Here is a 24,128-nt window from a genome sequence, read left to right on the forward strand (position 1 = left end):
CCCCCCCCCCCCCCCCCCCCCCCCGCCCCCCGCCCCCCGGGCCGGCGGCCCCCCCCCCCCCCGCGCGCGGCCCCCGCACTACCCCAGCCGTTCCAGCGCCGCCTTCAACCGGTCCACCTCAGCAGAATGGTGGGCGAAGTCCTCGCGGGCCTTTTCGACCGCTTCGGGCTTGGCGCGCTCGACGAAATTGGCGTTGGAAAGCCGCCCTTCGAGCGATTTGGCCTCTTTCTCCGACGCGGCGAGCGCCTTTTGGAGGCGGGCTTTCTCCGCATCGATATCGATGATCCCTTCGAGCGGGATGATGAACACATCGCCCAGCGCTGTGACCTGCATGGCCGGGCCTGACGGGGCCTCACCGGTGGTCACGGGAGTGAGGCGCGCAAGGCGTTCGATGGCGGCGCTCGAACGCTCGATAGTGCTCGCGGCCAGCTCCGAAGGCTCGGGAACGAAGGCCGCGAGCTTGGCACCCGGCGGGATGCCGAGCTCATTCTTGGCTGAGCGCACATTGGTGGTGAGATCGATCACCCAGTCAATCGCGTCGGTCGCGTCCTTGCTGACCTCGGCGCGTGGATCGGGCCATTTGGCGGTGATAAGATCGTAGCTGCGCTGACCCTGAGCGTGCCACAGCTCTTCGGTGATGAAGGGCATGAAGGGGTGGAGCATGACGAGGATCTGGTCGAGCGCCCAACCGGCGACTTCACGGGTTTCTTCCAAAACCGTTCGGGCTGAGCTTGTCGAAGCCCCGTCCTCCTCTTGAGGACCGCCGGAAGAAACGGAGGGCGGCCCTTCGACAGGCTCAGGGCGAACGGAGCTCTGAGCAAAAATGGGTTTGATCAGCTCCAGATACCAGTCGCAGAACTTGCTCCAGGTGAACTGATAGATCGCGTTGGCCGCGGCGTCGAAACGCAGGTCCGCCATCGCTTTCTCGATCTCTTCGCAAACGCGCTGGACCTCGCCGATGATCCATTGGTTGGCGGCCAGGCGGGCCGTGGGGGCCTTGAGGGTGGTCGAAGCGCCGATACCGTTCGACTGGGAGAAACGCGTTGCATTCCAGAGCTTTGTGGCGAAGTTGCGGTATCCCTCGACGCGGCGTTCATCCATCTTGATGTCGCGCCCTTGGCTCTCCATCGCCGCCATGAAGAACCTGAGGGCATCGGCGCCATATTGGTCGATGAGGCCAAGCGGATCGACCACATTGCCCTTGGACTTCGACATCTTCGCGCCGTCCGCCGCGCGCACCAGCCCGTGGAGATAGAGGCGCGGCCACGGGGCCTCGCCCATATTGTAATTCCCCATCATCATCATGCGCGCATCCCAGAAGAACAGGATATCGAAGCCGGAGATGAGGAGGGAATTGGGAAAGTGTCTCTGCAACAGGTTGCGTTCGTCCTGAGGAGCGGTCGAAGCCGAAGGCTGAGCGCGTCTCGAAGGGCCCTTCGAGACAGGCTCTCGACTTCGCTTCGCTTCGCTCGATCCTTCCTCAGGGCGAACGGTTTTGAATTCAGAACCCCGCTCATCCTGAGGAGCCGCTGAGCTTGTCGAAGCGGCGTCTCGAAGGACGGGCCAACCGAGCGTGGCGAAGGGCCACAAGGCGGAGGAGAACCATGTGTCGAGGACGTCGGGGTCGCGGATCAACGCGATCTCGTCACCCCGGCGAAGGCCGGGGTCCAGTTCCGGGCTCTCGTCTGGATTCCGGCCTGCGCCGAAATGACGCGATCGGGCCTGTGCATAGGCTTCTTCTTCGCTCTCAGCCACAAACACATTGCCGTCGGCGTCAAACCACGCCGGAATCCGGTGCCCCCACCACAGCTGGCGCGAGACACACCAGGGCTGGATGTTCTCCATCCAGTTGAAGAAGGTTTTCTCCCAGCTCTTGGGCACAATCTCGATCGTGCCGTCGCGCACCTGCTCGATCGGCTTGGCCGCGAGCTTCTCGGCGTCCACATACCATTGGTCGGTCAGCCACGGCTCGATCACCACGCCGCCGCGATCGCCGAAGGGGGTTGCGATCTGGCGCGGTTCGGCGTCGATCTCTTGAGTGTCGCCTTTCTTGGTCTTCAAGATATGCGGGATCAGAAAACCTTGATCCTTAAGCGTCTTGACGACCCATTCTCTCGCCCCGTCCACACCATCGCGTTTGAAACGGTGCATTCCGATCACTTCTTCGGGCACCAGCCCATCGGCGGTCTGGCAGACATTCGCCTCGCCATCGAGCATGTTGAGCATGTCGCCCGCCGCAATCCCTGCGCGTTTGCCGACTTCGAAGTCGTTGAAATCGTGGCCCGGCGTGATCTTCACCGCGCCCGAGCCCAGCTCCGGATCGGCGTGTTCGTCGGCGACGATGGGAATGCGGCGACCGGTGATGGGCAGGATTACGTGCTTGCCGACAACGCTGGCGTAGCGCTCGTCCGTCGGGTGCACCGCCACGGCCATATCGGCGAGCATGGTTTCGGGCCGGGTGGTCGCGACGACGATGTAATCGCTCCCATCGTCGAGCGTCACACCGTCCGCCACGAGGTACTTAATGCGCCAGAAATGCCCCGGAATGGTCTGTTGCTCCACCTCAAGGTCGCTGATCGCGGTCTTGAGCTTGGGATCCCAGTTGACCAGCCGCTTGTCGCGGTAAATCAGGCCATCGTTGTACAGATCGACAAAGGTCTTGATCACGGCCTTGGTGAAGTGCTCGTCCATCGTGAACTGCTCGCGCGACCAGTCCATCGAACAGCCCAGACGGCGCAGCTGCGTCGTGATCGTGCCGCCGCTCTCGGCTTTCCATTCCCACACCTTGTCGACGAATTCCTCGCGCGTGTAATTGGTGCGCTTGTCCTGACGCTCCTCAAGCTGGCGCTCGACCACCATCTGCGTCGCTATCCCGGCGTGGTCGGTGCCCACCACCCACAGCGCGTCCTTGCCGCGCAGCCGCTCGTAGCGAATGACGATATCCTGAAGCGTGTTGTCGAGCGCGTGGCCGATATGCAGGCTGCCGGTCACGTTGGGCGGCGGATTGACGAGGGTGAAGGGTTCCGCGTCCGGGCGCTCTGGGCGAAAACCGCCGGTCGTCTCCCAGTGCGTATACCAGCGCTTCTCGATCTCGCCGGGGTTGAAAGTGGTGGGTAGGGAAGAGGTCATTTTTGTTCTTGGCTCGCTATCGCTCGCGGTCCGGGCCACCCGCTCCCTCCACTCTTCCACCTGGATTTTGTCCCGGTGGGCTCCGGGTGGAAGGGTGGAGGGAGCGGGTGGCCCGGCACCCCCGAAAAGACGTCCTCCATCCCTTACACCGCGCGTGTTGCGGCGCAACACCCCGGTTAGGCCGGTTTGCCTACACTCTTGTGATGCGCCGCGTTTGCGGACATACCGCGCCGGTAATGGACGCAACGGCGCATTATTCGCTTAAGGATGCGGGCGATGGGACTTCACAGCTCTCGCTTGGCGGGCCGCTGCTGGTGTCCACCATCGGCACGCTGGACCGCGAGATGCGCGGCGCCCTGGGATCGCTGGGCGCGGTGAGCCGGATCGATCTCTCCGGTGTCGAGGAGATCGACACGGTGGGCGCGTTCCTGGCCTGCCAGCTCGCCTCCGACCACCAGGCCGACATTGTCGGTGCGAGCGAGCGTGCGCAGCGGCTGCTGGCCGCCGTCGAGGGCGCTGGCGCGCACGCCGATCACACCGTGCACAAGGAGCCCGCGTGGGAGCGCGTTCCGATGGCGCTCGGGCAACAGGTCTTCGAGGCGCGCGACGGGTTTGCCGGAGTGGTGGGCGCGATCGGCCGGGTCATCATCGGCTTTGGCAATCTGGCGCGGCACCCTGGGCGTTTCCCCTACAAGGCGCTGGTTGCGCAGATGGAACAGGTGGGCGTCAGCGCGCTGCCCATCATCGGGCTTATGAGCTTCCTCATCGGTGTCGTGATCGCCCAACAGGGCGCGGTGCAGTTGGAGCAATTCGGCGCAGAAGCGCTGACGGTCAATCTGGTCGGACGCATTTCCTTACGCGAACTGGGCGTGTTGATGACCGCGATCATGGTGGCGGGGCGCTCGGGAAGCGCCTTTGCCGCACAATTGGGGACGATGAAGCTGACCGAGGAAATCGACGCAATGCGCACGATCGGCATTTCGCCCACCGAAGTGCTGATCATTCCGCGCGTTCTGGCTTGCACCTTCATGATGGTGCTGCTGGGCTTTTACTCTTCGGTCATCTCGATCATCGGCGGCGCGGTGGTGGGCCAGCTCGGCCTTGGCATCCCGTTTCTTACCTTCCTTATCCGCATTCAGGAGGTGGTGCCGCTCCACGATGTGTGGGTGGGCCTGATCAAGGCGCCGGTGTTCGGCCTCATCATTGCGCTGGCGGGCTGCTATCACGGGATGCGCGTGCAGGGGAATTCCGAGGAAGTGGGCAAACGCACGACCCTGGCGGTGGTGTCCGCGATCTTCGCGGTGATCGTGCTCGATGCGTTTTTCGCTGTGTTCTTCACCGAGATCGGCTGGGGCTGAGCCAATGAACGACGCCACACCCGTTACGCCCGCTTCTCCCGAAAGCCAGCCCGGCGATCATGCCTATAACTCGAACGAGCCGCCGATCGTCATCGAGGGGCTGGTCAACCAGTTCGGGCGCAACCGGGTTCACGATGGCGTCGACCTTACCGTGCGCGCGGGGGAGATTCTGGGTGTCGTCGGGGGCTCGGGCTCGGGCAAATCGGTGCTGATGCGCTCGATCATCGGCTTGCAGGTGCCCGCCGAGGGCCGCGTCACCGTGCTGGGCCGAACGCTGACCGATTTCGATCCCGACGCCAATGTCGGCGTGCGCTGCCGCTGGGGTGTGCTGTTCCAGGGCGGAGCCTTGTTCTCGACATTGACGGTGGGCGAGAATGTCGAGGTGCCGCTCAAGCAGTTCTACCCCGAACTGCGCCCCGATCTGCGCGCGGAAATCGCGCGCTACAAAGTGCTGCTTTCGGGCCTGCCCGAGGACGCCATCGACAAATACCCCAGCGAGCTTTCGGGCGGGATGAAGAAACGCGCCGGCCTCGCGCGCTCGCTCGCGCTCGATCCCGAGCTGCTTTTCCTTGACGAACCCACCGCCGGCCTCGACCCGATCGGTGCATCGAGATTCGACCAACTGACCAAAGAGCTCAAGGAAACGCTCGGTTTCACCGTTTTCCTGATCACGCACGATCTCGATACGCTGCACGAAATCTGCGACCGTGTGGCGGTCATCGCGGACAAGAAAGTGATCGCGGTGGGCACGATCCCCGAGTTGATCGAGACCGGGCATCCCTGGATCCTCGAATACTTCCAGGGTGTGCGAGGGCGCGCCGCGGCCGCCTCGCAAAAGCGGGGGGAAACGCTGTGATCGCGGACGCCGCGGGCGCGCCGCTCAAAGCGCCGGCGCCCTCGCCACGCGCGTGGTCTTTTGCACAAGCCGATGGACACATTGGCCTTTTCATGCCCATAGGAGCGCTTCGTAAGGGAACCGATCGGTAATGGAAACGCGCGCAAATCATCTTTGGGTGGGCGCTATCACGTTGATTCTGCTAGTGGCTCTGGCCGCTTCGATCGTGTGGATGGCGCGGTTGAATCAGGGCGCGCAGAACGAGTACGATATCCTCTATCAGAGTTCGGTAACCGGTCTTGCCACCGGCAGCCAGGTCTCGTTTGCGGGCGTGCCGGTGGGGCAGGTCTCCGAGATTGCGCTGTCTTCGCAAGACCCCGAATTCGTACGGGTGCGGATCAAGGTGAAGGACGGGATCCCGATCCTCGTCGGCACCACGGCGACGATCCAGTCGAGCTTTACCGGTGTCGCCACCATCTTGCTCGACGGCGCGCGCAAGGACCAGCCGCCGATCACCTGCGAAACAACCGCATGTCCGGAAGGCGTACCACTGATCCCGCCGCAGGATGGCGGTATCAACGCGCTGTTGAATTCCGCGCCCCTGCTGTTTGAGCGGCTCTCGACGCTGACCGAAAACCTCAACATCCTGCTGGGCCCCACCAATCAGGAGGAGATCACTCGAATCCTCTACAACACCGATCGGCTCACCGCAGGGCTGGCGGATGCAACGCCGGAATTGAAGCAGAACCTGATCGAATTCCGCACCACGATTGCCGAATTCAACGAGACGCTGGATGGCTTGCAAAAGCTGACCGCGACGGCGGATACGTTCATGGGTAACGAGGGCGAGGGGCTGGCGAAAGAGCTCAAGACGACACTCGCATCGGCAACCAGGGCGGCCGATGCGCTGGCGGCGACACTCGAAGACACGCGTCCGGCGGCTCGCGAGCTGCGCGAGACAACACTACCTGCGACCGAGGCAACGCTCCAGGATCTTCGCGCAACCAGCCGGGCGCTGCGCTCGATCAGCGAGAAGCTCGAAAGCGAAGGGATCGGCTCGATTATCGGGGGCCGCGCGCTGCCGACTTATGAGGAGTAGGGAGAGGCGGTGGTGAAACTGTACGCACACGGGCGCGCAGCGCTACGGGCGGGGCTGGTGGCGGCTTTCGCGCTTGCGCTTTCGGGCTGCTTGAGCCTTGGCGTTGAGGTGCCCGAAAGCCTGCTAACCCTCTCGCCGGAGACCAGCGCTCCGGTCGGGGCGAGCGCGCAGGCTGGCGGAGAAGAGGGCGGCGAAGCCATCGCGGTGCTCACCCCTGAAGTGCCTGCCAAGCTGGATGTGCTGCGCGTACCGGTAAACGTGTCCGAGACGAAGATCGCCTATCTTGAGGATGCGATCTGGATCGAAAAGCCGGCGCGGCTGTTCCGGCGGGTGCTCGGAGAAACCCTGCGCGCGCGCGGTGGCGAGAACGCTCCGTTAGTGCTCGACAGCGAAGATGCGCCGGTGCGCGCAAAGACGGTTCTGCGCGGGACGCTTATGGAACTGAGCTTCGAGGCGGCCACCGGATCGGTGGTGGTGCGTTACGACGCGATTCGATCGGACGCGCAAGGCAACGCGATCACGCGGCGCTTCGAAGCGCGCGAGAGCGGCGTGAGCCCGGACGCCGCGTCGATTGGTCCCGCGCTCAATCGCGCCGCCAACGCCGTGGCGGTCGAAGTGGCCGATTGGGTGTTATCCTAACCGGCGGCTCGCGCTAGGTGTGGGTCCCTCGCGCCAGTCGCGTGAATTCGCAGGCGCGCAGGAAATCCGTCTGACGCCGTCGCCGGCGCTCCTCGGCCTCTTCATCGCGGCCCCAGGCATCGGCCTGCCATTCCTCTTCGAGGCTCGCCGCGCCCCATAAGGAGAGCGGATCGGCATCCGGCTCCAACGCGCTCATCCCGATGGTGAGCGAGGCAGCGAGGCTGGTCATCGCCTCAAGGCCCGTAAGCGCAAAGGGATCGAGCGTGTCGAGGCTGTCGCGCACGGCGCGCATCGCTGCCTCGTCCTGCTGGGCGTGGACAACGCCTGATACACGGCGCAAGCTCACGTCGTGGCGGCTTTCAAACGCGATGACAATCGGCTCCCACACTTCCTGTTGACGCTGGAAGAGCGGGTCGTCCGGATCGGCGCGGTAAAGCAGCGTGTCGGTGTCGGCAAACGCGACAAGCTTGTCCGCGATCTCCTTGCGCGAACTGGTTACGATATCGATCGTGTAATCGACCATGTCGCGCAATGGAAAGGCGCGCGGATCCAGCTCCTCGCCATCGATATCCCATTCCCTAGCCAGCGCGTTCGCAAGCGCTTTTGTGGGGACGCGCTGCGCTGCGCCGCGCACGGTCTTCAAGGGCCGGTCATCGAGCGTGACCCGCCACACGCCGTCCTCTTCGCGCGTGCCGACCGTGTGGTAGAAACGCTTCATGGCTGGCGGTCTTGCGCTTTCCAGCGTTTGAGAAGGAGCGGTGGGCCAAAGAAGAACGCGCCAATGCCCAGCAAGACCATGGCCACGCCCACGGCGTAGGGCAGCGGCAGAACGTCGCGGGCGCTGGCGAGCCCGGCGATGGTGACTGCGATCCCGCCAATCCGTACCGCGTTGAGCCAGGCGTAGCGCCGACGGGCGAGCGCTTCGGTTTCGTCGACCGGCTGCGGCATCAAGCCCACTCCCGCAGCGTCCGCGCAAGCTCTCCGATCGTGCCCGCCACGTGGATGGCTCCCGCCTGGCGCAGCTCATCGGCGGGATGATATCCCCACGCGACCCCGACGCTGGCGACGCCCGCGGCGCGGGCCATGTCGACATCGAACACCGTGTCGCCAATCATCACAGCCTCATCCGGCTGCGCGGCGGCTTCGAACAGAGCGGCCTCAAGCATGGCGGGGTGCGGTTTGGAGGGATGGCGGTCGGCGGTCTGGAGCGAGACGAACAGGTCGGCGATGTCGTGCGCCGCAAGGCAGGCCAGAAGCCCGCGATCCGACTTGCCCGTGGCGACCGCCAGGCTCCAGCCCTCGCTATGGAGCGCGCGCAGCAGATCGGCGATCCCGTCGTAGAGCGGCTCATCGAGCAAGCCTTCCTCGCGCCGGGCGCGATAGCTCGACTTGTAGAATTCGACGAGCGCGCGGCGCTGCTCCTCATCGAGATCGGGCGCCAGTTGGCGCATCGCGACCGGCAGGCTGAGGCCGACCAGGTGACGCACCGCGTTATCGGGTGGCGGCGCGAGTTTGGCGCGCTCAAAGGCCCGGCGCATCGCCCAGCACACATCGGCCTGCCCGTCGACCAGCGTGCCATCGCAATCGAAAACCGCAAGGCGATTCATAACCGCCGCCCTTTGGGCTTGGTGCGCGCTTTCTTCTTCGCCGTTCCCGCCGAGGTCGTGCGGCTGCGGCGTTCGCCCCGCCGGTTCTTGCGATACTGCTTGGCGTGCTGGCGCGCGGCCTGCTTTTTCTCAGCCGGCGTGCGCGCGGGCGGCTCGTCGCGCAAAGGGGCCGCGTCCGACATCGCCGGATTAAAGCCGAGCGCCTCCATGCTGGCCGCGAAATGCTCGGGCAGATCGGCGGTAACGTCAAGCTTGCCGCCCGCCGTGCCCTTCGCTGCGGTGTTGGACGGCTCGGCGATGATCAGCCGGCGCGCGTGCAGATGCATCTTGCGCGAGATAGCTCCGGTCAGAAACGCGTCGCGACCGCCATATTTGCCATCGCCCACGATCGGGTGGCCGATCGCCGCCATATGCACGCGCAGCTGGTGGGTGCGTCCGGTGAGCGGTTCGAGCTCGACCCACGCCGCCTTGTCCGAGGCGCGGTCGATCACGCGGTAGCGGGTCTTGGCGCTCTGGCCGTTCTCCTCATCGACATGCATCTTCTCGCCGCCCGTTCCCGGCTGCTTGGCGAGCGGCGCGTCGATCGTGCCTTCGCTGACCTCCGGACGGCCAACCACCAGCGCCCAATACACCTTGCGCGCGCTGCGGCCGGAAAAGCGCTTGGAAAACGCCGCCGCGCTGCCCGGCGTCTTGGCGATCAGGAGGACGCCCGAGGTGTCCTTGTCGAGCCGGTGGACGAGGCGCGGGCGCGGCGTGTCCTCGTCGTCCACAAAAGCATCGAGCAGGCCGTCCACGTGACGGGTGGTCTTCGAGCCGCCTTGCGTGGCGAGGCCCGGCGGCTTGTTGAGCACGATCGCGCTGGGTGTCTCGCGGATGACCATGGCGCGCGCCTCGGCGATATCCTCAGCGGTCAGCTCGCGCCGCTTGCGAGCCTTCGCCGAGCCCCTGGCGTCTGCGCCCGGCGGGACACGCAGCACCTGACCCTCGGCCAGACGATCTTCGGGTCTGGCGCGCTTGCCATCGACGCGCACCTGCCCCGTGCGCGCCCAGCGCGACACGGTCGCAAAGCCGATCTGCGGCAAATTGCGCTTGAACCAGCGATCGAGCCGGATGCCATCATCGTCCGCGCTGACGGTAAACTGGCGCACGGCGGGGCTGGTCCGGCTCATTTCGCTGGACCCATCGCGATCAGGCCGATGTAGAGCGCCGCAACGCCGGACAGAACGGAGGCGGCGATAAAGGCGCAGGCCAGTCCGAAGGCGCCGCGCTGGATCAGCAGGATTATCTCGAGGCTGAACGCGCTGAACGTGGTGAACCCGCCTAGCATCCCCACGGCGAAAAGCAGGCGTTGCGCTTCGGTCCCGCCATTGTTGAGGTAGAACCACCCGAACAGCAGCCCCATGGCAAGGCTGCCCAGCGTGTTGATCGCAAGCAAGGGCCACGGGAAAAACCCGCTCCCCAGCCACTCCGTCAGCGCCTGACCCAACAGGTAGCGGGCGAGCGATCCCAACGCGCCGCCGCACGCGACAAGCCCGCAGGCGGTCCACGCAGAAAGGGAAGCTGTCGACATCCTGGCAGCCCATAACGAGGAGAAGGCGCGCTGCCTAGCGTTGCCGTCTCCTCGAAACCTTGCCAAATTCGACGTTTGTGACTATACCGCCCACACCAAGAGCGCGATCCGGCTGGGCTCACCGCAGGATTCGCGCCCTTTTTAGCGTCAATTTTTCGCGCAATCCCGCGTTGCAACCCGCGGGCTCTGGCGCTTTTGAACAGATCGGCGGGTGAGACCCCGCTCAGAACAGACAAGGTAGTGATCGTTTATGCAAATTATGGTTCGCGATAACAATGTCGATCAGGCTCTTCGTGCCCTCAAAAAGAAGCTGCAGCGCGAAGGTGTTTATCGCGAGATGAAGCTGCGTCGCCACTATGAGAAGCCGAGCGAAAAGCGCGCCCGCGAAAAGGCGGCTGCTGTGCGCCGCGCGCGCAAGCTTGAGCGCAAGCGCATGGAGCGCGACGGCATCAAGTGACGCGGTTCGTTGGCGAGCGCCAGCGAGCTTGCATACCGCGTCGTTCCCGCGAAGGCGGGGATCTAACAAGCGTCGCTCTGCGCGAACCGCTTGAAACGCCAAATAGGATACGCCAAAGGGGCGCAAGGGGCATATCTCTTGCGCCCCTTCGTTTGTCGGGCTGCGCGGCTCCATCGCGGCGCTCGCCCGCTTTCCAGGGATTGTAGATGACCGAAATCACCCGTGTTCCTTTAAAGCCTGTTGCCAAGGGCTCGCTCACCAAGCTTTGGCTCGGCGTTCTTGGCGCCGTCGGCATTGGCGCGGGCCTTGCCGTCGCCGCCGCTCCGATCGAATGGGGCGATGTCGAAGTGATCGAAGAGGTTGCGGCGAGCGAGCCGGGGGGCAAAGCGCAGCGCCTGACCATAGAAACGATTGTCGAGGGTGCTGGCCCAACCGCGCAAGTGGGGCAGTACGTTTTTGTGAATTACAAGGGGTTTCTCGAAGACGGCACGCAGTTCGACGAATCGCAGCCTATCCCCTGGCCCGCCCCCGGCGTCTTTCCGGAAGAGGGCACACCCTTCCCGATCGAGGAGGGCGCGACGGTCGAGGGCTTTTACAAGGGCCTGCAGCGCGTGCAGAAGGGCGGCACCTACAAGCTCTTTATCCCCTCGGCGCTGGGCTATGGCAACGAAGCGCGCCCCGGATCGCCGATACCGCCCGGTTCCAATCTGATCTTCGAGCTTGAAGTGGTCGATATCGTCGATGAAGCCGTGTTCGAGGAAGGTATGGCGATCAACCAGCGCGCGTTCGAAGCCAGCCGCCCCGGCCCGCCGCCGGGCTTTGGAGAATAGGGAACGCGTCTGATGTCGGTTACCAAACAGGACGTCGCCAAGATCGCAGGGCTCGCCCGCATCAACATGAGCGAGGAAGAGCTCGACCACATGGTGCCCGAGCTCAACAACATCCTTGAGTGGGTCGAGCAGCTTGGCGAGGTCGACGTCGAGGGTGTCGAACCCATGGCCGCCGTTATCGAAAACACACTGCGCCTGCGCGCTGATGAGGTCGACGCGGATCCCAAGACCGGGGGCGGCAAGCGCGACGCGGTGCTTGCCAACGCGCCGGTGGCCGAGCACGGCTTTTTCGGCGTGCCCAAGGTGATCGAGTAGAAAGGCTACGCTAGCATCACCGTTCGTGCTGAGCTTGTCGAAGTATGAACGGTGAGAGCGGAAGGGTTCGCCCTTCGACAGGCTCAGGACGAACGGAATTGAAGTGAGCGAAGAACTTACAAGTCTTGGTGTAAAAGCCATCCGCGATGGCGTCGCCGCGGGCGATTTCACTGCGCGCGAAGTGGCGGAAAGCTTCAACACGGCGGTCGCGGACGCGGCGGCTCTGAACGCGTTTATCGTCACGACGCCCGATCACGCTCTGGCCGCCGCCGATGCGACCGATGCCAAGCGCGCGAAAGGTGAGGAACTGGGGGCGATGGCCGGTGTGCCGATCGGCATGAAGGATCTGTTTGCGACGCACGGCGTGCAGACGACTGCCGCAAGCCATATCCTCGAAGGCTTCAAGCCTCAGTATGAAAGCACCGTGTCGCAAAACCTGTGGGATGCGGGCGCGGGCATGCTGGGCAAGCTCAATCTTGACCAGTTCGCGATGGGCTCTTCGAACGAGACCTCGTATTTCGGCAACGTGTCCTCGCCCTGGCGCAAGGCTGGCTCCAACGCTGCAATGTCGCCGGGCGGTTCCTCTGGTGGTTCCTCCTCTGCGGTTGCCGCGCGTATCGCGCCCGCCGCGACCGGCACCGACACGGGTGGCTCGATCCGCCAGCCGGCTGCTTTCACCGGCATTTGCGGGATCAAGCCGACCTATGGGCGTTGCTCGCGCTGGGGGGTGGTAGCGTTTGCCTCCTCGCTCGATCAGGCGGGCCCGATGGCGCGCAGCGTTGAGGATTGCGCGATCATGCTGGGCGCGATGGCGGGCTTCGATCCCAAGGATGCAACCAGTCTGCAAATGGACGTGCCCGATTGGGAAGGCGCGCTCAACGCCGACCTCAAAGGTAAGCGCGTCGGCATCCCGAAGGAATACCGCATGGAGGGCACCTCCGAGGCGATCCTGGAAAGCTGGGAGCAGGGCAAAGCGTGGCTCAAGGATGCGGGCGCGCAGATTGTCGATATCTCGCTGCCGCACACCAAATACGCGCTGCCAGCCTATTACATTATCGCCCCGGCTGAAGCCTCGTCCAACCTCGCGCGCTATGATGGCGTGCGCTACGGCCTGCGCGAACTGCCCGAGAATGCGGGGCTGCAGGATATGTACGCCGAAACGCGCGAGGCGGGCTTTGGTGACGAGGTAAAGCGCCGCGTGCTGATCGGGACCTATGTGCTTTCGGCGGGCTTTTACGACGCTTACTACAACCAGGCGCAGAAGGTGCGCGCGCTGGTCGCGCGTGATTTCGAGCAGGCGTGGGCGCACTGCGACGTGATCCTCGCGCCGACGACGCCGACGCCATCGTTTCCTTTGGGCAGCCTCAACGAAGACCCGCTGACGATGTATCTGAACGATGTGTTCGCGGTTCCGGCATCGCTCGCGGGGCTCCCTGCCATGAGCGTGCCCGCCACGATGACCGAAGACGGCCTCCCGCTTGGCCTGCAGCTGGTCGGCAAGGCGTTCGACGAACAGAGCGTGCTCGACGCAGGCCTCGCGATCCAGCAGCGTAGCGGCTTCGACCACGCGCCGGAGAAGTGGTGGTAAGGCGATGTCCGAGCCAGTCTATCTTGTTCCTGATGAGGGTTGGGACAGAATTGACGGACAATTGGCTCCGCGCTTTGAGGTGGGGATTTTGGCCGAAGGTGTCGAATTCGCGAAAGGCGTGGTTGGTTGGAAAGCGAAGGCTATTGATGGGAAGTATGCGAAAGCCCAAGTAAGGATCACGCCGCGGCACTCCCCTTGGTCTGGCTGGGTAGCGCTTAGCATAAATGATGCAAAAGACGGGCGCTTGCTGTTTAGTGGATTGGCCAAGAGTGAGCGTTTAGCGCCAAGTTGGCGTTCGTAGTGAAGTATGACCGGCGAGATCATCTACGCAACGATTTTCATGCTCTGCTTCGTCCTTCTGGCGGGGCTTGTGATGTATCTCTCCAAGACGATCGACCACGGCGAGGCGCGTTTTGGTGAGGATGGTCGGCCACTGCCCAAAGACGACGACGCCGACTAGACGCGGCTTCAGGCGACGCTGGGTCGCGCCTGCCGGTTTCGCCCCAGCGTCAACGCCGGTTTCTCGATCAGCCACCACGAGGCCGCTCCAAGCAGCGCGGCGATCGGCATCGCGAACAGCGTGTTGGCGAGCCACCCCACCGAGACGCCGCCAATCGTCAAACCCAGAGTGAAGGGGACGAACACCTGCTGCACCGGGAATGCGTAGACGTAGACGCCATAGGAGATGTCGCCGCGCGCGGTGAGGGCGCGAAAGCCCTCGGGGCTGAGATAGGCGGCGGCGATCAACGCGTAGCTGCCGAGTGTCGCGCAGGCTTGAAGGAAGAACGGCGTCGGGATCGAAAGCGCGACGCCCAAGAGCGCAAGCCACGCGTACCCGGCGCGCACTCGAATTCGATCCTTGTAGAGGAAGAACAGCATTCCCACGCCGTAAAACTGGAACAGCGAGGCCATCTGCTCAACGAAGAAAAGCGCGCCTCGTGTATCGCCTTGCAACCAGTGTGTCACCAGAAAGCTGCCCAGCGTCGCGGCCCAAACCGCCGCGGCGCGAAGGCGCGCAAACGCCATCAGGATCGGCACAAGAATATAGCAGGCAACCTCGAATTTGAGGCTCCAGAGGCTGCCGTTAACGGCGGAAACCGGGTTGCCCTCGAACACGCCGGGAAGGTCGTAGCCCACTGGCAGAAACACCATGTTGGCGAGGAATTTGAAAGTCCCGAAATTGCTCAGGTAAGCGCCGGTCGCCATGGTGGTTGCCACCGGCCCAAGCGCGAAGGCGCACAGCATCACTGCAACGATTAAGGCCGGCATGATGCGGCGCGCGCGCTTTTCGGCAAACCGGGCGAGCGTGCCGCGCTCCAGACTGGCGGGGATCAGGAAACCGCTAATCACGAAGAACGCGCACACCGCCAGCTTGCCAAGGCTTGCCTGCCCGCCGGTGAGCCACTTGAGCGGCTCGGCAAGCGCGTTGAGCGGGAAGGCGTGGCTGACGATGACGGCACACGCCGCGATCAGGCGGATCGTGTCGAACCCGTTCGCCGCGACGGGCAATTCGCTTAGTCGCGGTGGCTCCTGCCCTGTGGTCGGTTCGTTCATTCGTGCCCCTGCATTTCGCAGAACGCACGCCTTACCGATTCGGCCCGTTCGCATCCAGTCCGGCGCGCAACTGGACGGGTGTGGTGCACAGGGTGCGTAAAAAGAGCTTCTTCTCGGTTGGCAGGGGCCTAGTCGTCTGAATCAAAGATCTGTAATAGCGTCGCCCCGTAGATCGCATGGCAACACGAGGGACTGGAATGAGAAAAATACTGGCCTTTTCGCGTCACTATCTCGCTGAGCGCGGTCTTGCGGTGCGGCCCCAGACGCATCGCACGACAGGACAGTACAGCGGCTTTTCGATGACGTGGGGCGGCGAACAGGAGGGCGTGGTTCGGGGCGCGGCGGTGTTGGTGTCCCATGAACGCGGGGAGGCCATATTCTTTGTCGAGAACGAACGCGACTTCATTCAGCGTATGCACCTGCACGGCAGATTCTACGAGTTGGACGAGCTTGAGATGATTGCTGCGCACGCAAACGATGGGACCTATCTCGATATCGGCGCAAATGTCGGCAATCATGCGGTTTTCGCCGGGCTCTTCCTTCCCTTCAAACGCATCCTCGCCGTCGAACCGAACCCCCGACCGCGCCGGTTGCTGGAATTAAACCTGAGGCTGAACGGATTGTTTGCACAGAGCACGATTTTGCCGGTCGGATTTTCCGACCAGGAGGGTGAGGCGAGCATAGTCGTGCCGCTTGTGAACAATATCGGCGCCGCGCATATCAGCGATGATGCATCGTCAGGCGTGCGGGTGAATATCGTTAAGGGGGACGATGCGCTTGGCGAGGAACCGCTTGGCTTTGTAAAGATGGACATTGAAGGGCACGAACTCAGAGCGCTTCGCGGGATGCGCGGCGTGCTGGAACGCGACAAGCCGACCCTGCTTTTAGAGGTTCACCGCAAGAACGATATCAGCGTTGGCGACTTGATGGCGCAGCTTGGCTACAGGCTTGAGCACCGGCTGGATTTCGCCGAAAAAATATCGAACCAGTTATTCGTGGCCGCCTGAGACGGGCGCCGCTAATCAGTCGAAGGCCATTTTTATGAGCAACTACCGCATCCAGGGGCAAACAGGCGAATGGGAGGTCGTGATCGGCCTTGAAGTGCACGCGCAGGTGACGAGCGCGTCAAAGCTGTTTTCGGGCGCCGCCACCGCCTTTGGCGCGGAGCCCAACAGCCAGGTCAGCCTCGTCGACGCGGCGATGCCCGGCATGCTGCCCGTGCCCAACCGCGAATGCATCCGCCAGGCGGTGCGCACCGGCATGGCGATCGAGGCGCAGATCAACGCGTGGTCGCGCTTCGACCGCAAGAACTACTTCTACGCCGATCTGCCGCAGGGCTATCAGATCAGCCAGCTTTACCACCCGCTGGTGGGCGAAGGCTCATTGCTGATCGAGGCGGATGAGAAACACGGCATTCCAGACGACAAGGTGATCGGCATCGAACGGATCCATGTCGAGCAGGACGCGGGCAAGCTGATGCACGATCAGCACCCGACCATGTCTTACGTCGATCTCAATCGCTCGGGCGTTGCGCTGATGGAGATCGTCTCCAAGCCCGACATGCGTTCTCCGGCGGAAGCAGGCGCCTATGTGCGAAAGCTGCGCTCGATCCTGCGCTATGTCGGCTCGTGCGACGGCAATATGGAAGAAGGCTCAATGCGCGCCGACGTCAACGTCTCTGTGCGCAAGCCCGGTGACGAGTTCGGCACGCGGACCGAAACCAAGAACGTCAACTCGGTCCGCTTTGTCATGCAGGTCATCGAATACGAAGCGAGCCGCCAGGTCGATGTGATCGAAGGCGGCGGCACAGTCGATCAGGAAACGCGCCTATTCGATCCGGGCACCGGGACGACGCGCACGATGCGCTCGAAGGAAGACGCGCACGATTACCGCTATTTCCCCGATCCCGACCTGTTGCCGCTGGTTCTGGAGGATGGCTTTCTCGCAGAGTGTCGCGCTTCGCTCCCCGAACTGCCCGATGCAAAGCGCAAACGGTACGAAGAGGAGCTGGGTCTTACACCCTATAACGCGCGCGAGTTGACCGTTGAGGTTGAGACTTTTGCCCGATTCGAGACACTGCTCACCGCTGCGGCGAATGCCATCGGCAAGCCCGAGACCAAGGTGGCGACGCAGGTCGCCAACTGGGCGCTTTCGGTCGCTCCGGGCGTGATAAAGTCCGTCGGCGACGAGGCTGACCCTGCCCACGCAACCGCGACCCGTCAGGCGAGCATCCTCGCGATGCAGGACAAGGGCGAGATCAGCGGCGGTCAGGCCAAGGAGATCTTCGAGATCGTGCTACGGCAGGGCCGCGAGCCCGACGAAATCGCTGAGACCGAGGGGCTGAAGCAGGTCTCCGACACCGGCGCGATCGAAGCCGCGATCGACGAAATTCTCGCCAATAACGAGGACAAGGTCGAGCAATACAAGGGCGGCAAGGACAAGCTCTTCGGCTTTTTCGTCGGCCAGACGATGAAAGCGATGAAAGGCAAGGCGAACCCTCAGGTCGTCAACCAGATCCTGAAGGAGAAGCTGGGGTAAGCGAGCGAACATGCGCGCGGGCCGAGCCTTCTGGATCGCCGGAGCGCTCGCGATTGCGCTGATCCTCGTTGCCGGGGTCATACACCGGCGCGGAGCGACTGATGATCGCGTCGTTCTGGTTGCGCTAGATCCCGACAATCCAAGTCGAGAGCGTGTAGGCGATCTGCTCTATCGCGGCGGGATTGATATCCCGAGAATGGACCAGAACATCGGTGGCCTCTCGGCGCTGCGTTGGGACGAGGGGAGTGGAAGCCTGGTGGCGCTCACAGACGACGCGCGCTGGGTGTGGTTTGCACCGGTTGAGAGAGATGGGCAGCTTGTCGGCGTCGCAGATATTGCGATCGGCGCGCTTCGCGGTCTCGATGGCGCTTCACTTACCGGGAAGGCGCAGGGCGACAGTGAGAGCCTGACGCGCAGCGCGCAAGGCGGATGGCTGGTAGGCTTTGAGCGCGACCATCGCATCTGGCGTTACCCGATGCTTTCCAGTCTACCCAAACCCACGGAAATTGATCCGGTTGCGATCATGGGGCCGCTTGAGGCGAATGGTGGAGCTGAAACTCTGGCGGTCGACGAACGCGCGCTGTTTCTGTGTGCTGAGAGCGAAAGACCCGCTCCCCAGCCCAATTGTTTCTGGCAAACACAGGGCATGGCACCGTCGGCTTTTCGCCTCGATCCGCCCGAAGATATGCTGGGCCTCGGTGCGGTGCCAACCGATGCGGATATGACGAGCGATGGGCGGTTGTTCGTGCTCTTCCGCAGCTACACGCCTGATCGCGGGAACACCGCGGGTATCCTAGTCCTTCGACCTGACGATGCCGACGAAGATCTCGCCGTCCTTCGGGCTCCGCTGACCGTCGATAACTTCGAAGGGCTCGCGGTGCGTGAAGCGGAAGACCGAACCTTCCTCTACATAGTGTCTGATGACAACTTTTCCTCAAGCCAGCGCACGCTTCTGATGAAATTCGAGGTTCTGCCCGACGCGGATTAGACACAAAAAAGCCGCCGGGATCGCTCCCGACGGCTTTTTCGATTTTCGCTTGTGAAGCGGGCTTAGCCTTCGCGCTCGCCTGTTACCGGCATCGCGCCGAACGCGCCCGCGTTCACGGTGCCGGTGAGCTGGTCGCCGTCGACCGTCGCTTCGCATTCGAGCTTCATCGGCATCGGCACGGTCATGTTCATTTCCCACTTGAGCGTGTCGCCGTCGATGGTGCCGTTTTCGACGTCCATCTGGCCCATGCCGCCGGCCATCGTGCCGGTGAAAGTGCTGCCATCATCGCCGGGGACGACGGTGAAGGTGCCGGACTGGTCCCCCATCGGGCTCTTGACGACGGTCTTGTAGGTTCCTGCAACGGACATGCTGTTCTCCCTTGAGATATGTTTCATGTGTGACCGGCGACGATCCCGACGGCCTTGGCCACGCTGTTTACACCAGTGTCAGTTCGCTTCAACCACATAACGCCGCTTGGCGTTCGCTTCGACATCGTCGCGCCAGAATCGGACCGGTTTGAGCTCGTGATCGACGTAGAGTTGCATCTGATCGGCGTAGTGCGGGCTGTCCGGACGCGTGATCGCCTGGCCGAACGGCTGGACCGATCGTGAAGAGACCCGCTCGCCGTCCTTCCACTCCACCCACTGGATGAAACTGTCGCCATGGATAAGGGCAAGCCGGCCATCCGCGTCCACCTGCCACGTGGTCGCCGCGCGCAAGGTGTCCGATCCGCCATCGAGCGGTAGGTCGACATCGCCCTGGCGCAGCCGCAACAGCTCCGACAACGGCGGGTCGATCCGGCCAAAATGCTGGACAAGGTGATCGACGGCCGCCTGCAGCTTCTCGCGAATGTCGGGATAGTCCGCCTTGTTCTGATACTCGGCCGACATGTAGTCGCGCAGCACCAGATAGGCGAGTGCGTCGGCGGGGCCTTCGCCATCGGAATTGAGGTCCCAGCCGGTTAGCAAGTCGCGCGCCTCGGCAAGCTTGCCCTCCGCCTCCAGTTTTTCAAGGGCGCTTAGCATCGTTTCGACATAGCTCGCGCGCTCATACACGGTGTCGTACTTGATCGCCTTGAGCGCCGCGCGGTCGAGCACTTCGGCCTCGCTCAGCAATTTGTACGCTCGGCGCGAACGATTGGTCTGCTTGCGTTCGATGCCGAGGATCGGCGAGAAATCCTCCGGGCTAAGATCGCTCCCTTCGCCTGCCGCCGTGTAGGGTTCGTTGTTGGAGTTGTAGACCCATCCACTCGCCGGATTGATGAGCTTGGGCAGGCGTGCATAGCTGACCGGGCTCTCCCAGATCAGATCCGAGCGCGAGCCGTCCAGAACTCCGCGCCAGTTGGCTTTGGGATCTTCGGGCCGGTCGGGGATCGCAGCGTTGTACACATAGGCGATGTTGCCGTCTTCATCGGCGTAGATGAAATTGGTCGAGGGGATCGCCATACGCTCTAGCTGCGCCTGCCATTCATCCAGGGTCGTCGCCTTGGTCAGACGATAATACGCGTCGAGCTGATCGGCAGTGCCCATGCCGCCATAGCGGATCGCGAAGAAGCCGTTATCGTTCGCGATCACCGGCCCGTGCACGCTGCGATGAATTGTACGCGGGATCGGCAGGACCAGTGGGCCCATGCGCACTGGAAGAATGACGGTCTTGCTTTCCAGATCGCGCCATTCGCCATCGAGTTGGTAGCGCGTGCCGCTCTCATCCATCTGAAGCTGGTAAACGTCGATCATGTCAGGGCGATTGACCGTGTTGGTCCAGCCCAGATGTTCGTTGTGGCCGAGAAAGGGGTAGGGTGAGCCGGGGAAGTTCGCGCCCGTGAAATGCCAGCCTTCTTCGCTCTCGACGCTGAATTCGTACCAGGCCACGCCGCCGCGCAGGGGCTGGTGCGAATTTGCGATCAACGTGGTTGTGCCGCCGCCCTTTGCAGCGGTGACGGCGAACGCGTTGGAACCCAGCAGCCCCGCATCCTCGCTGCCGGGCAGGGGTAGTGGGTGAGGGCGGTGGCTCGCGACCTCGTCGGCGGCATCGGGGTCCATCAATGGCTCGGTCGATGGCGCGATCACCCGGTCTCTCGGGAAGCCGGGAATGTCGGGGCCGAACTCGCGGTTCAGCTCCTCACCCGCAACCAGCGGCCCGATAACGTTCGCCAGCCCGAAGAAGAACGGCTGGCGCAGCACAAAGCCCGCCGCAATGTCCTCACCGTTCACTGGGAACAGGTTCGCAAGTTTTACCTCGTCGGGATGCTGGTGTGCGTATCGGTTCAGCCCCGCGGCGTAGGCTTCGAAAAGCGCTCGTGTCTCAGCCGGCAGTTTGGGAAATTCCGCCACGGCGGTGTCGCGCGCTTCGAGCAGGTGATAGGCGAAGTCCAGAACGGCGCCTTCCTGCCCGGCGATCGCGCCATAGCGGCCCCGGCTCATCGCGATCACATCCTGAAGCGTGAAGAAATCGTCTTCCGCGTGCGCCACCGCTACACCGAACGCAACGTCGGCATCGGTCTTCCCGTAGATATGCGGAACGCCATATTCGTCGCGAATGATCTCGGCGCGATAAGCCTTGCTCGAAGTCGTTGCCGAGGCGCTTGCGTAGAAAGGCTCCCAAGTCGCAAGCGCGATGAACGCGATGATGAGCACGGCGACGAAGCCGATCCCCAGGCGCATTGGCCAACTCATATGTCTGTCTCTCCCGCAGATTTCGAACCGACAATTGCGGGCGCAGCAGGGCAGGTCAAGCGCAAGCCAAAGCGACGCTTGCATTTGGCTTTGACCGACCCAACTACTTGGATAACACACCGTTCGAAAAGCGACGCGCCAGCCTTGTGTTGCACAAATGCAACACTACATCTAGGCGGAACACTGAGTGAGGGGTTTTCTGAATGAATCTCGAAAAGTTTACCGATCGCGCCAAGGGCTTCCTCCAATCCGCCCTCACCGTTGCCATTCGCATGAATCACCAGCGGATCTCGCCCGTCCACATCCTTAAAGCCCTGCTTGAGGACGATGAGGGCATGGCCGCGGGCCTGATCCAGCGCGCGGGCGGCGAGGCGGCTCTGGCCGTGAGCGCGGTGGACGCAGCGCTCGACAAGATACCCGCCGTCACGGGTGGCGGCGCGCAGTCGCAGCCGGGCCTCGATAACGATGCGGTGCGCGTTCTCGACAGCGCGGAACAGCTCGCAGATAAAGCTGGCGACAGCTATGTTACGGTTGAGCGGCTGTTGACCGCGCTCGCGCTCGCGCCCGGCGCGAGCGGTGAGGCGATGAAGGCCGCAAGCGTCACCCCGCAAAGCCTCAACGCGGCCATCGAAGACCTGCGTGGGGGCAAGACCGCCGACAGCGCCAACGCAGAAAGCACCTATGACGCGATGGAGAAGTTTGCGCGCGACCTGACCCAGGCGGCGCGCGACGGGAAGCTCGATCCCGTGATCGGACGCGACGAGGAAATCCGCCGCACCGTCCAGATCCTCGCGCGGCGCACGAAGAACAACCCCGCGCTGATCGGCGAACCGGGCACGGGCAAGACCGCGATTGCCGAAGGCCTGGCGTTGCGCATTGCCAATGGCGATGTTCCCGACAGCCTCAAGGGCCGCACGCTGATGAGCCTCGACATGGGCGCGCTGATTGCGGGCGCGAAATATCGCGGCGAGTTCGAGGAGCGCTTGAAGTCGGTGCTCGATGAGGTGAAGAACGCCGAGGGCAACATCATCCTTTTCATCGATGAGATGCACACGCTGATCGGGGCGGGCGCAAGCGAAGGCTCGATGGATGCCTCCAACTTGCTCAAACCCGCGCTTTCGCGCGGCGAGCTGCACTGTATCGGCGCCACCACCCTTGATGAATACCAGAAATATGTCGAGAAAGACCCCGCGCTCCAGCGGCGCTTCCAGCCCGTCTATATCGAAGAGCCCAGCGTCGAGGACACGATCAGCATCCTGCGCGGCATCAAGGACAAGTACGAGCTGCACCACGGCGTGCGCATCACCGATGGCAGCATCGTCGCCGCCGCGCGTTTGTCCGACCGGTACATCCAGAACCGCTTCCTGCCCGACAAGGCGATCGATCTGATGGATGAAGCCGCCTCGCGCATCCGTATGGAGGTGGAATCCAAGCCGGAAGAAATCGAGGCGCTCGACCGGCGGATCATTCAGCTCAAGATCGAGGAATCGGCGCTTGAGAAAGAGGATGACGCGGCCTCCAGGGATCGCCTTGCGAATCTGCGCGAGGAACTCGCCAATCTCGAGCAGGAATCCGCCGAACTTACCACTCGCTGGCAGAATGAGCGCGACAAGATCGAGGCGGAAGGCAAGATAAAGGAGGAGCTCGACGCCGCGCGGCTAGAACTGGAGCAGGCGCAGCGTGAAGGCGATCTCGCCAAGGCAGGCGAGCTTTCCTACGGCCGTATTCCGGAGCTCGAAAAGCGCCTCGAGGCCGCTGAAGAACTGAGCGAGGACGCGCTGCTGCGCGAGGAAGTCACCGAAGAGGATATCGCCGCCGTTGTCAGCCGCTGGACCGGCATCCCCATCGACAAGATGATGGAGGGCGAGCGCGAGAAGCTGCTCGACATGGAGAACATCCTTGGCAAGCGCGTGATCGGCCAGGCTTCAGCGATCGAAGCGGTGTCCAAGGCCGTGCGCCGCGCCCGCGCCGGCCTGCAAGACCCGAACCGTCCGCTTGGCTCGTTCCTGTTCTTGGGGCCCACAGGTGTGGGCAAGACCGAACTCACCAAGGCGCTCGCCGGTTTCCTGTTCGACGATGATCAGGCGATGGTGCGCATCGATATGAGCGAGTTCATGGAGAAACACTCGGTCGCCCGTCTGATCGGCGCGCCTCCGGGCTATGTCGGCTATGACGAGGGCGGGGTGCTGACGGAGGCCGTCCGCCGCCGCCCCTACCAGGTCGTGCTGTTCGATGAGGTCGAGAAGGCGCATGGCGACGTTTTCAATGTGTTGTTGCAGGTGCTTGACGATGGCCGCCTGACCGACGGACAGGGCCGGGTGGTCGATTTCTCGAACACCCTGATCATCCTCACCAGCAATCTGGGCAGCCAGTTCCTCTCCAATCTGCCCGACGACGGCAAGGTCGCCGATGTCGAGGACCAGGTCATGGACGTGGTGCGCGGGCACTTCCGGCCCGAGTTCCTGAACCGCCTGGACGAGATCATCCTGTTTCACCGCCTTGCCATGGAGCACATGGCGCCGATCGTCGCAATCCAGGTCAGGCGGGTGCAAAAGCTGCTCGACGATCGCAAGATCACGCTTGAGCTGACGGAAGCCGCGCTGCGCTGGCTTGGTCGGGTTGGCTACGATCCGGTCTATGGCGCGCGGCCGCTCAAGCGCGCGGTGCAGAGGTATTTGCAGGATCCGCTCGCCGAAATGCTGCTCGAAGGCGAAGTCGTCGACGGATCGACAGTCAAAATCGACGAAGGCGATGGCGAACTGCGCATGGAGATCGACGAATAGCGACTCCGGTTCGGCCAGCGTGGGAGTAGCGGAGCTTTCCCGTCTTTACGCTTTGTGAGCCATGCGAGCCGAAATGCGCCTTGTTACGTGCAAGGCATATATTATTACGCAAGACCGGGTTTGCGGGCTTAGAAAAGTCCAAGAAGCAATTCTGTATGTGGGA

General features: G+C 63.1%; 22 protein-coding genes. 13 read left to right on the forward strand and 9 right to left on the reverse strand.

The window, feature by feature from the left end; translation table 11 throughout:
• Positions 1-78: 78 nt before the first annotated feature.
• Entirely contained in the window at positions 79-3,129 is a 3,051-nt protein-coding gene (locus tag QNI87_RS14955; protein WP_300597999.1) for a valine--tRNA ligase, read from the reverse strand.
• A 236-nt stretch (positions 3,130-3,365) separates the two neighbouring features.
• Here QNI87_RS14955 and QNI87_RS14960 point away from each other — a divergent pair, with 236 nt between their 5' ends.
• The 4 genes from QNI87_RS14960 (at position 3,366) to QNI87_RS14975 (ending at position 7,060) form a co-directional block, all read left to right on the forward strand.
• Positions 3,366-4,487, forward strand: coding sequence for an MlaE family lipid ABC transporter permease subunit (locus QNI87_RS14960; RefSeq protein WP_300598001.1), 1,122 nt, complete (start codon positions 3,366-3,368; stop codon positions 4,485-4,487).
• Positions 4,488-4,491: 4 nt separating this feature from the next.
• Positions 4,492-5,343 carry an ATP-binding cassette domain-containing protein gene (locus QNI87_RS14965; protein ID WP_300598003.1) on the forward strand — a complete coding sequence of 284 codons (852 nt, stop codon included), beginning with the start codon at positions 4,492-4,494 and terminating at the stop codon, positions 5,341-5,343.
• 130 nt (positions 5,344-5,473) lie between these two features.
• The gene (locus QNI87_RS14970; RefSeq protein WP_300598005.1) at positions 5,474-6,421 is read left to right on the forward strand and encodes an MlaD family protein; all 948 of its coding nucleotides are present in this window, start codon (positions 5,474-5,476) and stop codon (positions 6,419-6,421) included.
• Between the two features lie 12 nt (positions 6,422-6,433).
• The gene (locus QNI87_RS14975) at positions 6,434-7,060 is read left to right on the forward strand and encodes an ABC-type transport auxiliary lipoprotein family protein (RefSeq protein ID WP_300598007.1); all 627 of its coding nucleotides are present in this window, start codon (positions 6,434-6,436) and stop codon (positions 7,058-7,060) included.
• 13 nt (positions 7,061-7,073) lie between these two features.
• On the opposite strand, the gene QNI87_RS14980 is transcribed toward QNI87_RS14975, so the two are convergent.
• From QNI87_RS14980 to QNI87_RS15000, 5 genes are read right to left on the reverse strand one after another with little or no spacing between them, the layout of a single operon-like run.
• Positions 7,074-7,778 (reverse strand): ATP12 family protein, encoded by a 705-nt coding sequence (locus tag QNI87_RS14980; RefSeq protein ID WP_300598009.1) that lies wholly within the window; start codon positions 7,776-7,778, stop codon positions 7,074-7,076.
• On the reverse strand, positions 7,775-8,008 hold the full coding sequence (locus QNI87_RS14985) for a hypothetical protein (protein ID WP_300598011.1): 234 nt from the start codon (positions 8,006-8,008) through the stop codon (positions 7,775-7,777). Before QNI87_RS14985 ends, QNI87_RS14980 begins: the two co-directional genes overlap by 4 nt.
• Positions 8,008-8,667: an HAD-IA family hydrolase gene (locus QNI87_RS14990; protein WP_300598013.1), complete on the reverse strand. Its 660-nt coding sequence runs from the start codon at positions 8,665-8,667 to the stop codon at positions 8,008-8,010. The genes QNI87_RS14985 and QNI87_RS14990 overlap by 1 nt, the downstream gene beginning before the upstream one ends.
• Positions 8,664-9,836, reverse strand: coding sequence for an RluA family pseudouridine synthase (locus QNI87_RS14995; RefSeq protein WP_300598015.1), 1,173 nt, complete (start codon positions 9,834-9,836; stop codon positions 8,664-8,666). The genes QNI87_RS14990 and QNI87_RS14995 overlap by 4 nt, the downstream gene beginning before the upstream one ends.
• Positions 9,833-10,237 (reverse strand): CrcB family protein, encoded by a 405-nt coding sequence (locus QNI87_RS15000; protein ID WP_300598016.1) that lies wholly within the window; start codon positions 10,235-10,237, stop codon positions 9,833-9,835. The genes QNI87_RS14995 and QNI87_RS15000 overlap by 4 nt, the downstream gene beginning before the upstream one ends.
• A gap of 250 nt (positions 10,238-10,487) precedes the next feature.
• Here QNI87_RS15000 and rpsU point away from each other — a divergent pair, with 250 nt between their 5' ends.
• The 5 genes from rpsU to QNI87_RS15025 all read left to right on the forward strand — a co-directional run bounded on the left by rpsU (position 10,488) and on the right by QNI87_RS15025 (position 13,887).
• On the forward strand, positions 10,488-10,694 hold the full coding sequence (rpsU, locus tag QNI87_RS15005) for a 30S ribosomal protein S21 (protein WP_006834591.1): 207 nt from the start codon (positions 10,488-10,490) through the stop codon (positions 10,692-10,694).
• A 206-nt stretch (positions 10,695-10,900) separates the two neighbouring features.
• A complete protein-coding gene (locus QNI87_RS15010) occupies positions 10,901-11,524 on the forward strand; it encodes an FKBP-type peptidyl-prolyl cis-trans isomerase (RefSeq protein WP_300598019.1) in 624 nt (207 codons plus the stop codon).
• A gap of 12 nt (positions 11,525-11,536) precedes the next feature.
• Complete coding sequence (gatC, locus tag QNI87_RS15015) at positions 11,537-11,839, forward strand: Asp-tRNA(Asn)/Glu-tRNA(Gln) amidotransferase subunit GatC (protein ID WP_300598021.1); 303 nt, start codon at positions 11,537-11,539, stop codon at positions 11,837-11,839.
• A gap of 103 nt (positions 11,840-11,942) precedes the next feature.
• Positions 11,943-13,427 carry an Asp-tRNA(Asn)/Glu-tRNA(Gln) amidotransferase subunit GatA gene (gatA, locus tag QNI87_RS15020; protein ID WP_300598023.1) on the forward strand — a complete coding sequence of 495 codons (1,485 nt, stop codon included), beginning with the start codon at positions 11,943-11,945 and terminating at the stop codon, positions 13,425-13,427.
• A gap of 307 nt (positions 13,428-13,734) precedes the next feature.
• Positions 13,735-13,887 carry a hypothetical protein gene (locus tag QNI87_RS15025; protein ID WP_300598025.1) on the forward strand — a complete coding sequence of 51 codons (153 nt, stop codon included), beginning with the start codon at positions 13,735-13,737 and terminating at the stop codon, positions 13,885-13,887.
• 8 nt (positions 13,888-13,895) lie between these two features.
• Here QNI87_RS15025 and QNI87_RS15030 read toward each other — a convergent pair whose 3' ends face one another.
• Entirely contained in the window at positions 13,896-14,981 is a 1,086-nt protein-coding gene (locus QNI87_RS15030; RefSeq protein WP_300598027.1) for an acyltransferase, read from the reverse strand.
• A 197-nt stretch (positions 14,982-15,178) separates the two neighbouring features.
• Between QNI87_RS15030 and QNI87_RS15035 the strand changes: the two genes are divergently transcribed.
• Genes QNI87_RS15035 through QNI87_RS15045 form a run of 3 tightly spaced genes read left to right on the forward strand, consistent with a single transcriptional unit; the run spans position 15,179 to position 18,507 of the window.
• A complete protein-coding gene (locus QNI87_RS15035; RefSeq protein ID WP_300598029.1) occupies positions 15,179-15,988 on the forward strand; it encodes an FkbM family methyltransferase in 810 nt (269 codons plus the stop codon).
• A gap of 34 nt (positions 15,989-16,022) precedes the next feature.
• On the forward strand, positions 16,023-17,519 hold the full coding sequence (gatB, locus tag QNI87_RS15040) for an Asp-tRNA(Asn)/Glu-tRNA(Gln) amidotransferase subunit GatB (protein ID WP_300598031.1): 1,497 nt from the start codon (positions 16,023-16,025) through the stop codon (positions 17,517-17,519).
• Positions 17,520-17,529: 10 nt separating this feature from the next.
• Positions 17,530-18,507, forward strand: a complete 978-nt coding sequence (locus tag QNI87_RS15045; protein WP_300598033.1) for an esterase-like activity of phytase family protein — start codon at positions 17,530-17,532, stop codon at positions 18,505-18,507.
• 62 nt (positions 18,508-18,569) lie between these two features.
• Here the strand turns inward: QNI87_RS15045 and QNI87_RS15050 are convergent, their stop codons facing one another.
• Positions 18,570-18,875 carry a hypothetical protein gene (locus QNI87_RS15050; protein WP_300598035.1) on the reverse strand — a complete coding sequence of 102 codons (306 nt, stop codon included), beginning with the start codon at positions 18,873-18,875 and terminating at the stop codon, positions 18,570-18,572.
• A gap of 78 nt (positions 18,876-18,953) precedes the next feature.
• Positions 18,954-21,182 (reverse strand): acylase, encoded by a 2,229-nt coding sequence (locus QNI87_RS15055; RefSeq protein WP_300598037.1) that lies wholly within the window; start codon positions 21,180-21,182, stop codon positions 18,954-18,956.
• Positions 21,183-21,385: 203 nt separating this feature from the next.
• Between QNI87_RS15055 and clpB the strand changes: the two genes are divergently transcribed.
• On the forward strand, positions 21,386-23,965 hold the full coding sequence (gene clpB / locus QNI87_RS15060; protein ID WP_300598039.1) for an ATP-dependent chaperone ClpB: 2,580 nt from the start codon (positions 21,386-21,388) through the stop codon (positions 23,963-23,965).
• Positions 23,966-24,128: the final 163 nt, after the last annotated feature.

Origin of the sequence: Erythrobacter sp., assembly GCF_030066995.1 — a bacterium.
GTDB lineage: Bacteria > Pseudomonadota > Alphaproteobacteria > Sphingomonadales > Sphingomonadaceae > Erythrobacter.

What these genes read in the sequence shown, in the direction of transcription:
- gatB (WP_300598031.1), top strand. Translation starts at nt 16,023, where the DNA reads ATGAGCAACTACCGCATCCAGGGGCAAACAGGCGAATGGGAGGTCGTG.
- QNI87_RS15010 (WP_300598019.1), top strand. Translation starts at nt 10,901, where the DNA reads ATGACCGAAATCACCCGTGTTCCTTTAAAGCCTGTTGCCAAGGGCTCG.
- QNI87_RS14970 (WP_300598005.1), top strand. Translation starts at nt 5,474, where the DNA reads ATGGAAACGCGCGCAAATCATCTTTGGGTGGGCGCTATCACGTTGATT.
- rpsU (WP_006834591.1), top strand. Translation starts at nt 10,488, where the DNA reads ATGCAAATTATGGTTCGCGATAACAATGTCGATCAGGCTCTTCGTGCC.
- QNI87_RS15030 (WP_300598027.1), bottom strand. Translation starts at nt 14,981, where the DNA reads ATGAACGAACCGACCACAGGGCAGGAGCCACCGCGACTAAGCGAATTG.
- QNI87_RS15050 (WP_300598035.1), bottom strand. Translation starts at nt 18,875, where the DNA reads ATGTCCGTTGCAGGAACCTACAAGACCGTCGTCAAGAGCCCGATGGGG.
- QNI87_RS14955 (WP_300597999.1), bottom strand. Translation starts at nt 3,129, where the DNA reads ATGACCTCTTCCCTACCCACCACTTTCAACCCCGGCGAGATCGAGAAG.
- QNI87_RS15035 (WP_300598029.1), top strand. Translation starts at nt 15,179, where the DNA reads ATGAGAAAAATACTGGCCTTTTCGCGTCACTATCTCGCTGAGCGCGGT.
- QNI87_RS15000 (WP_300598016.1), bottom strand. Translation starts at nt 10,237, where the DNA reads ATGTCGACAGCTTCCCTTTCTGCGTGGACCGCCTGCGGGCTTGTCGCG.
- QNI87_RS14965 (WP_300598003.1), top strand. Translation starts at nt 4,492, where the DNA reads ATGAACGACGCCACACCCGTTACGCCCGCTTCTCCCGAAAGCCAGCCC.
- QNI87_RS14985 (WP_300598011.1), bottom strand. Translation starts at nt 8,008, where the DNA reads ATGCCGCAGCCGGTCGACGAAACCGAAGCGCTCGCCCGTCGGCGCTAC.
- QNI87_RS15025 (WP_300598025.1), top strand. Translation starts at nt 13,735, where the DNA reads ATGACCGGCGAGATCATCTACGCAACGATTTTCATGCTCTGCTTCGTC.
- QNI87_RS14990 (WP_300598013.1), bottom strand. Translation starts at nt 8,667, where the DNA reads ATGAATCGCCTTGCGGTTTTCGATTGCGATGGCACGCTGGTCGACGGG.
- QNI87_RS15055 (WP_300598037.1), bottom strand. Translation starts at nt 21,182, where the DNA reads ATGAGTTGGCCAATGCGCCTGGGGATCGGCTTCGTCGCCGTGCTCATC.
- QNI87_RS14960 (WP_300598001.1), top strand. Translation starts at nt 3,366, where the DNA reads ATGGACGCAACGGCGCATTATTCGCTTAAGGATGCGGGCGATGGGACT.
- clpB (WP_300598039.1), top strand. Translation starts at nt 21,386, where the DNA reads ATGAATCTCGAAAAGTTTACCGATCGCGCCAAGGGCTTCCTCCAATCC.
- QNI87_RS14980 (WP_300598009.1), bottom strand. Translation starts at nt 7,778, where the DNA reads ATGAAGCGTTTCTACCACACGGTCGGCACGCGCGAAGAGGACGGCGTG.
- QNI87_RS14995 (WP_300598015.1), bottom strand. Translation starts at nt 9,836, where the DNA reads ATGAGCCGGACCAGCCCCGCCGTGCGCCAGTTTACCGTCAGCGCGGAC.
- gatC (WP_300598021.1), top strand. Translation starts at nt 11,537, where the DNA reads ATGTCGGTTACCAAACAGGACGTCGCCAAGATCGCAGGGCTCGCCCGC.
- QNI87_RS15045 (WP_300598033.1), top strand. Translation starts at nt 17,530, where the DNA reads ATGCGCGCGGGCCGAGCCTTCTGGATCGCCGGAGCGCTCGCGATTGCG.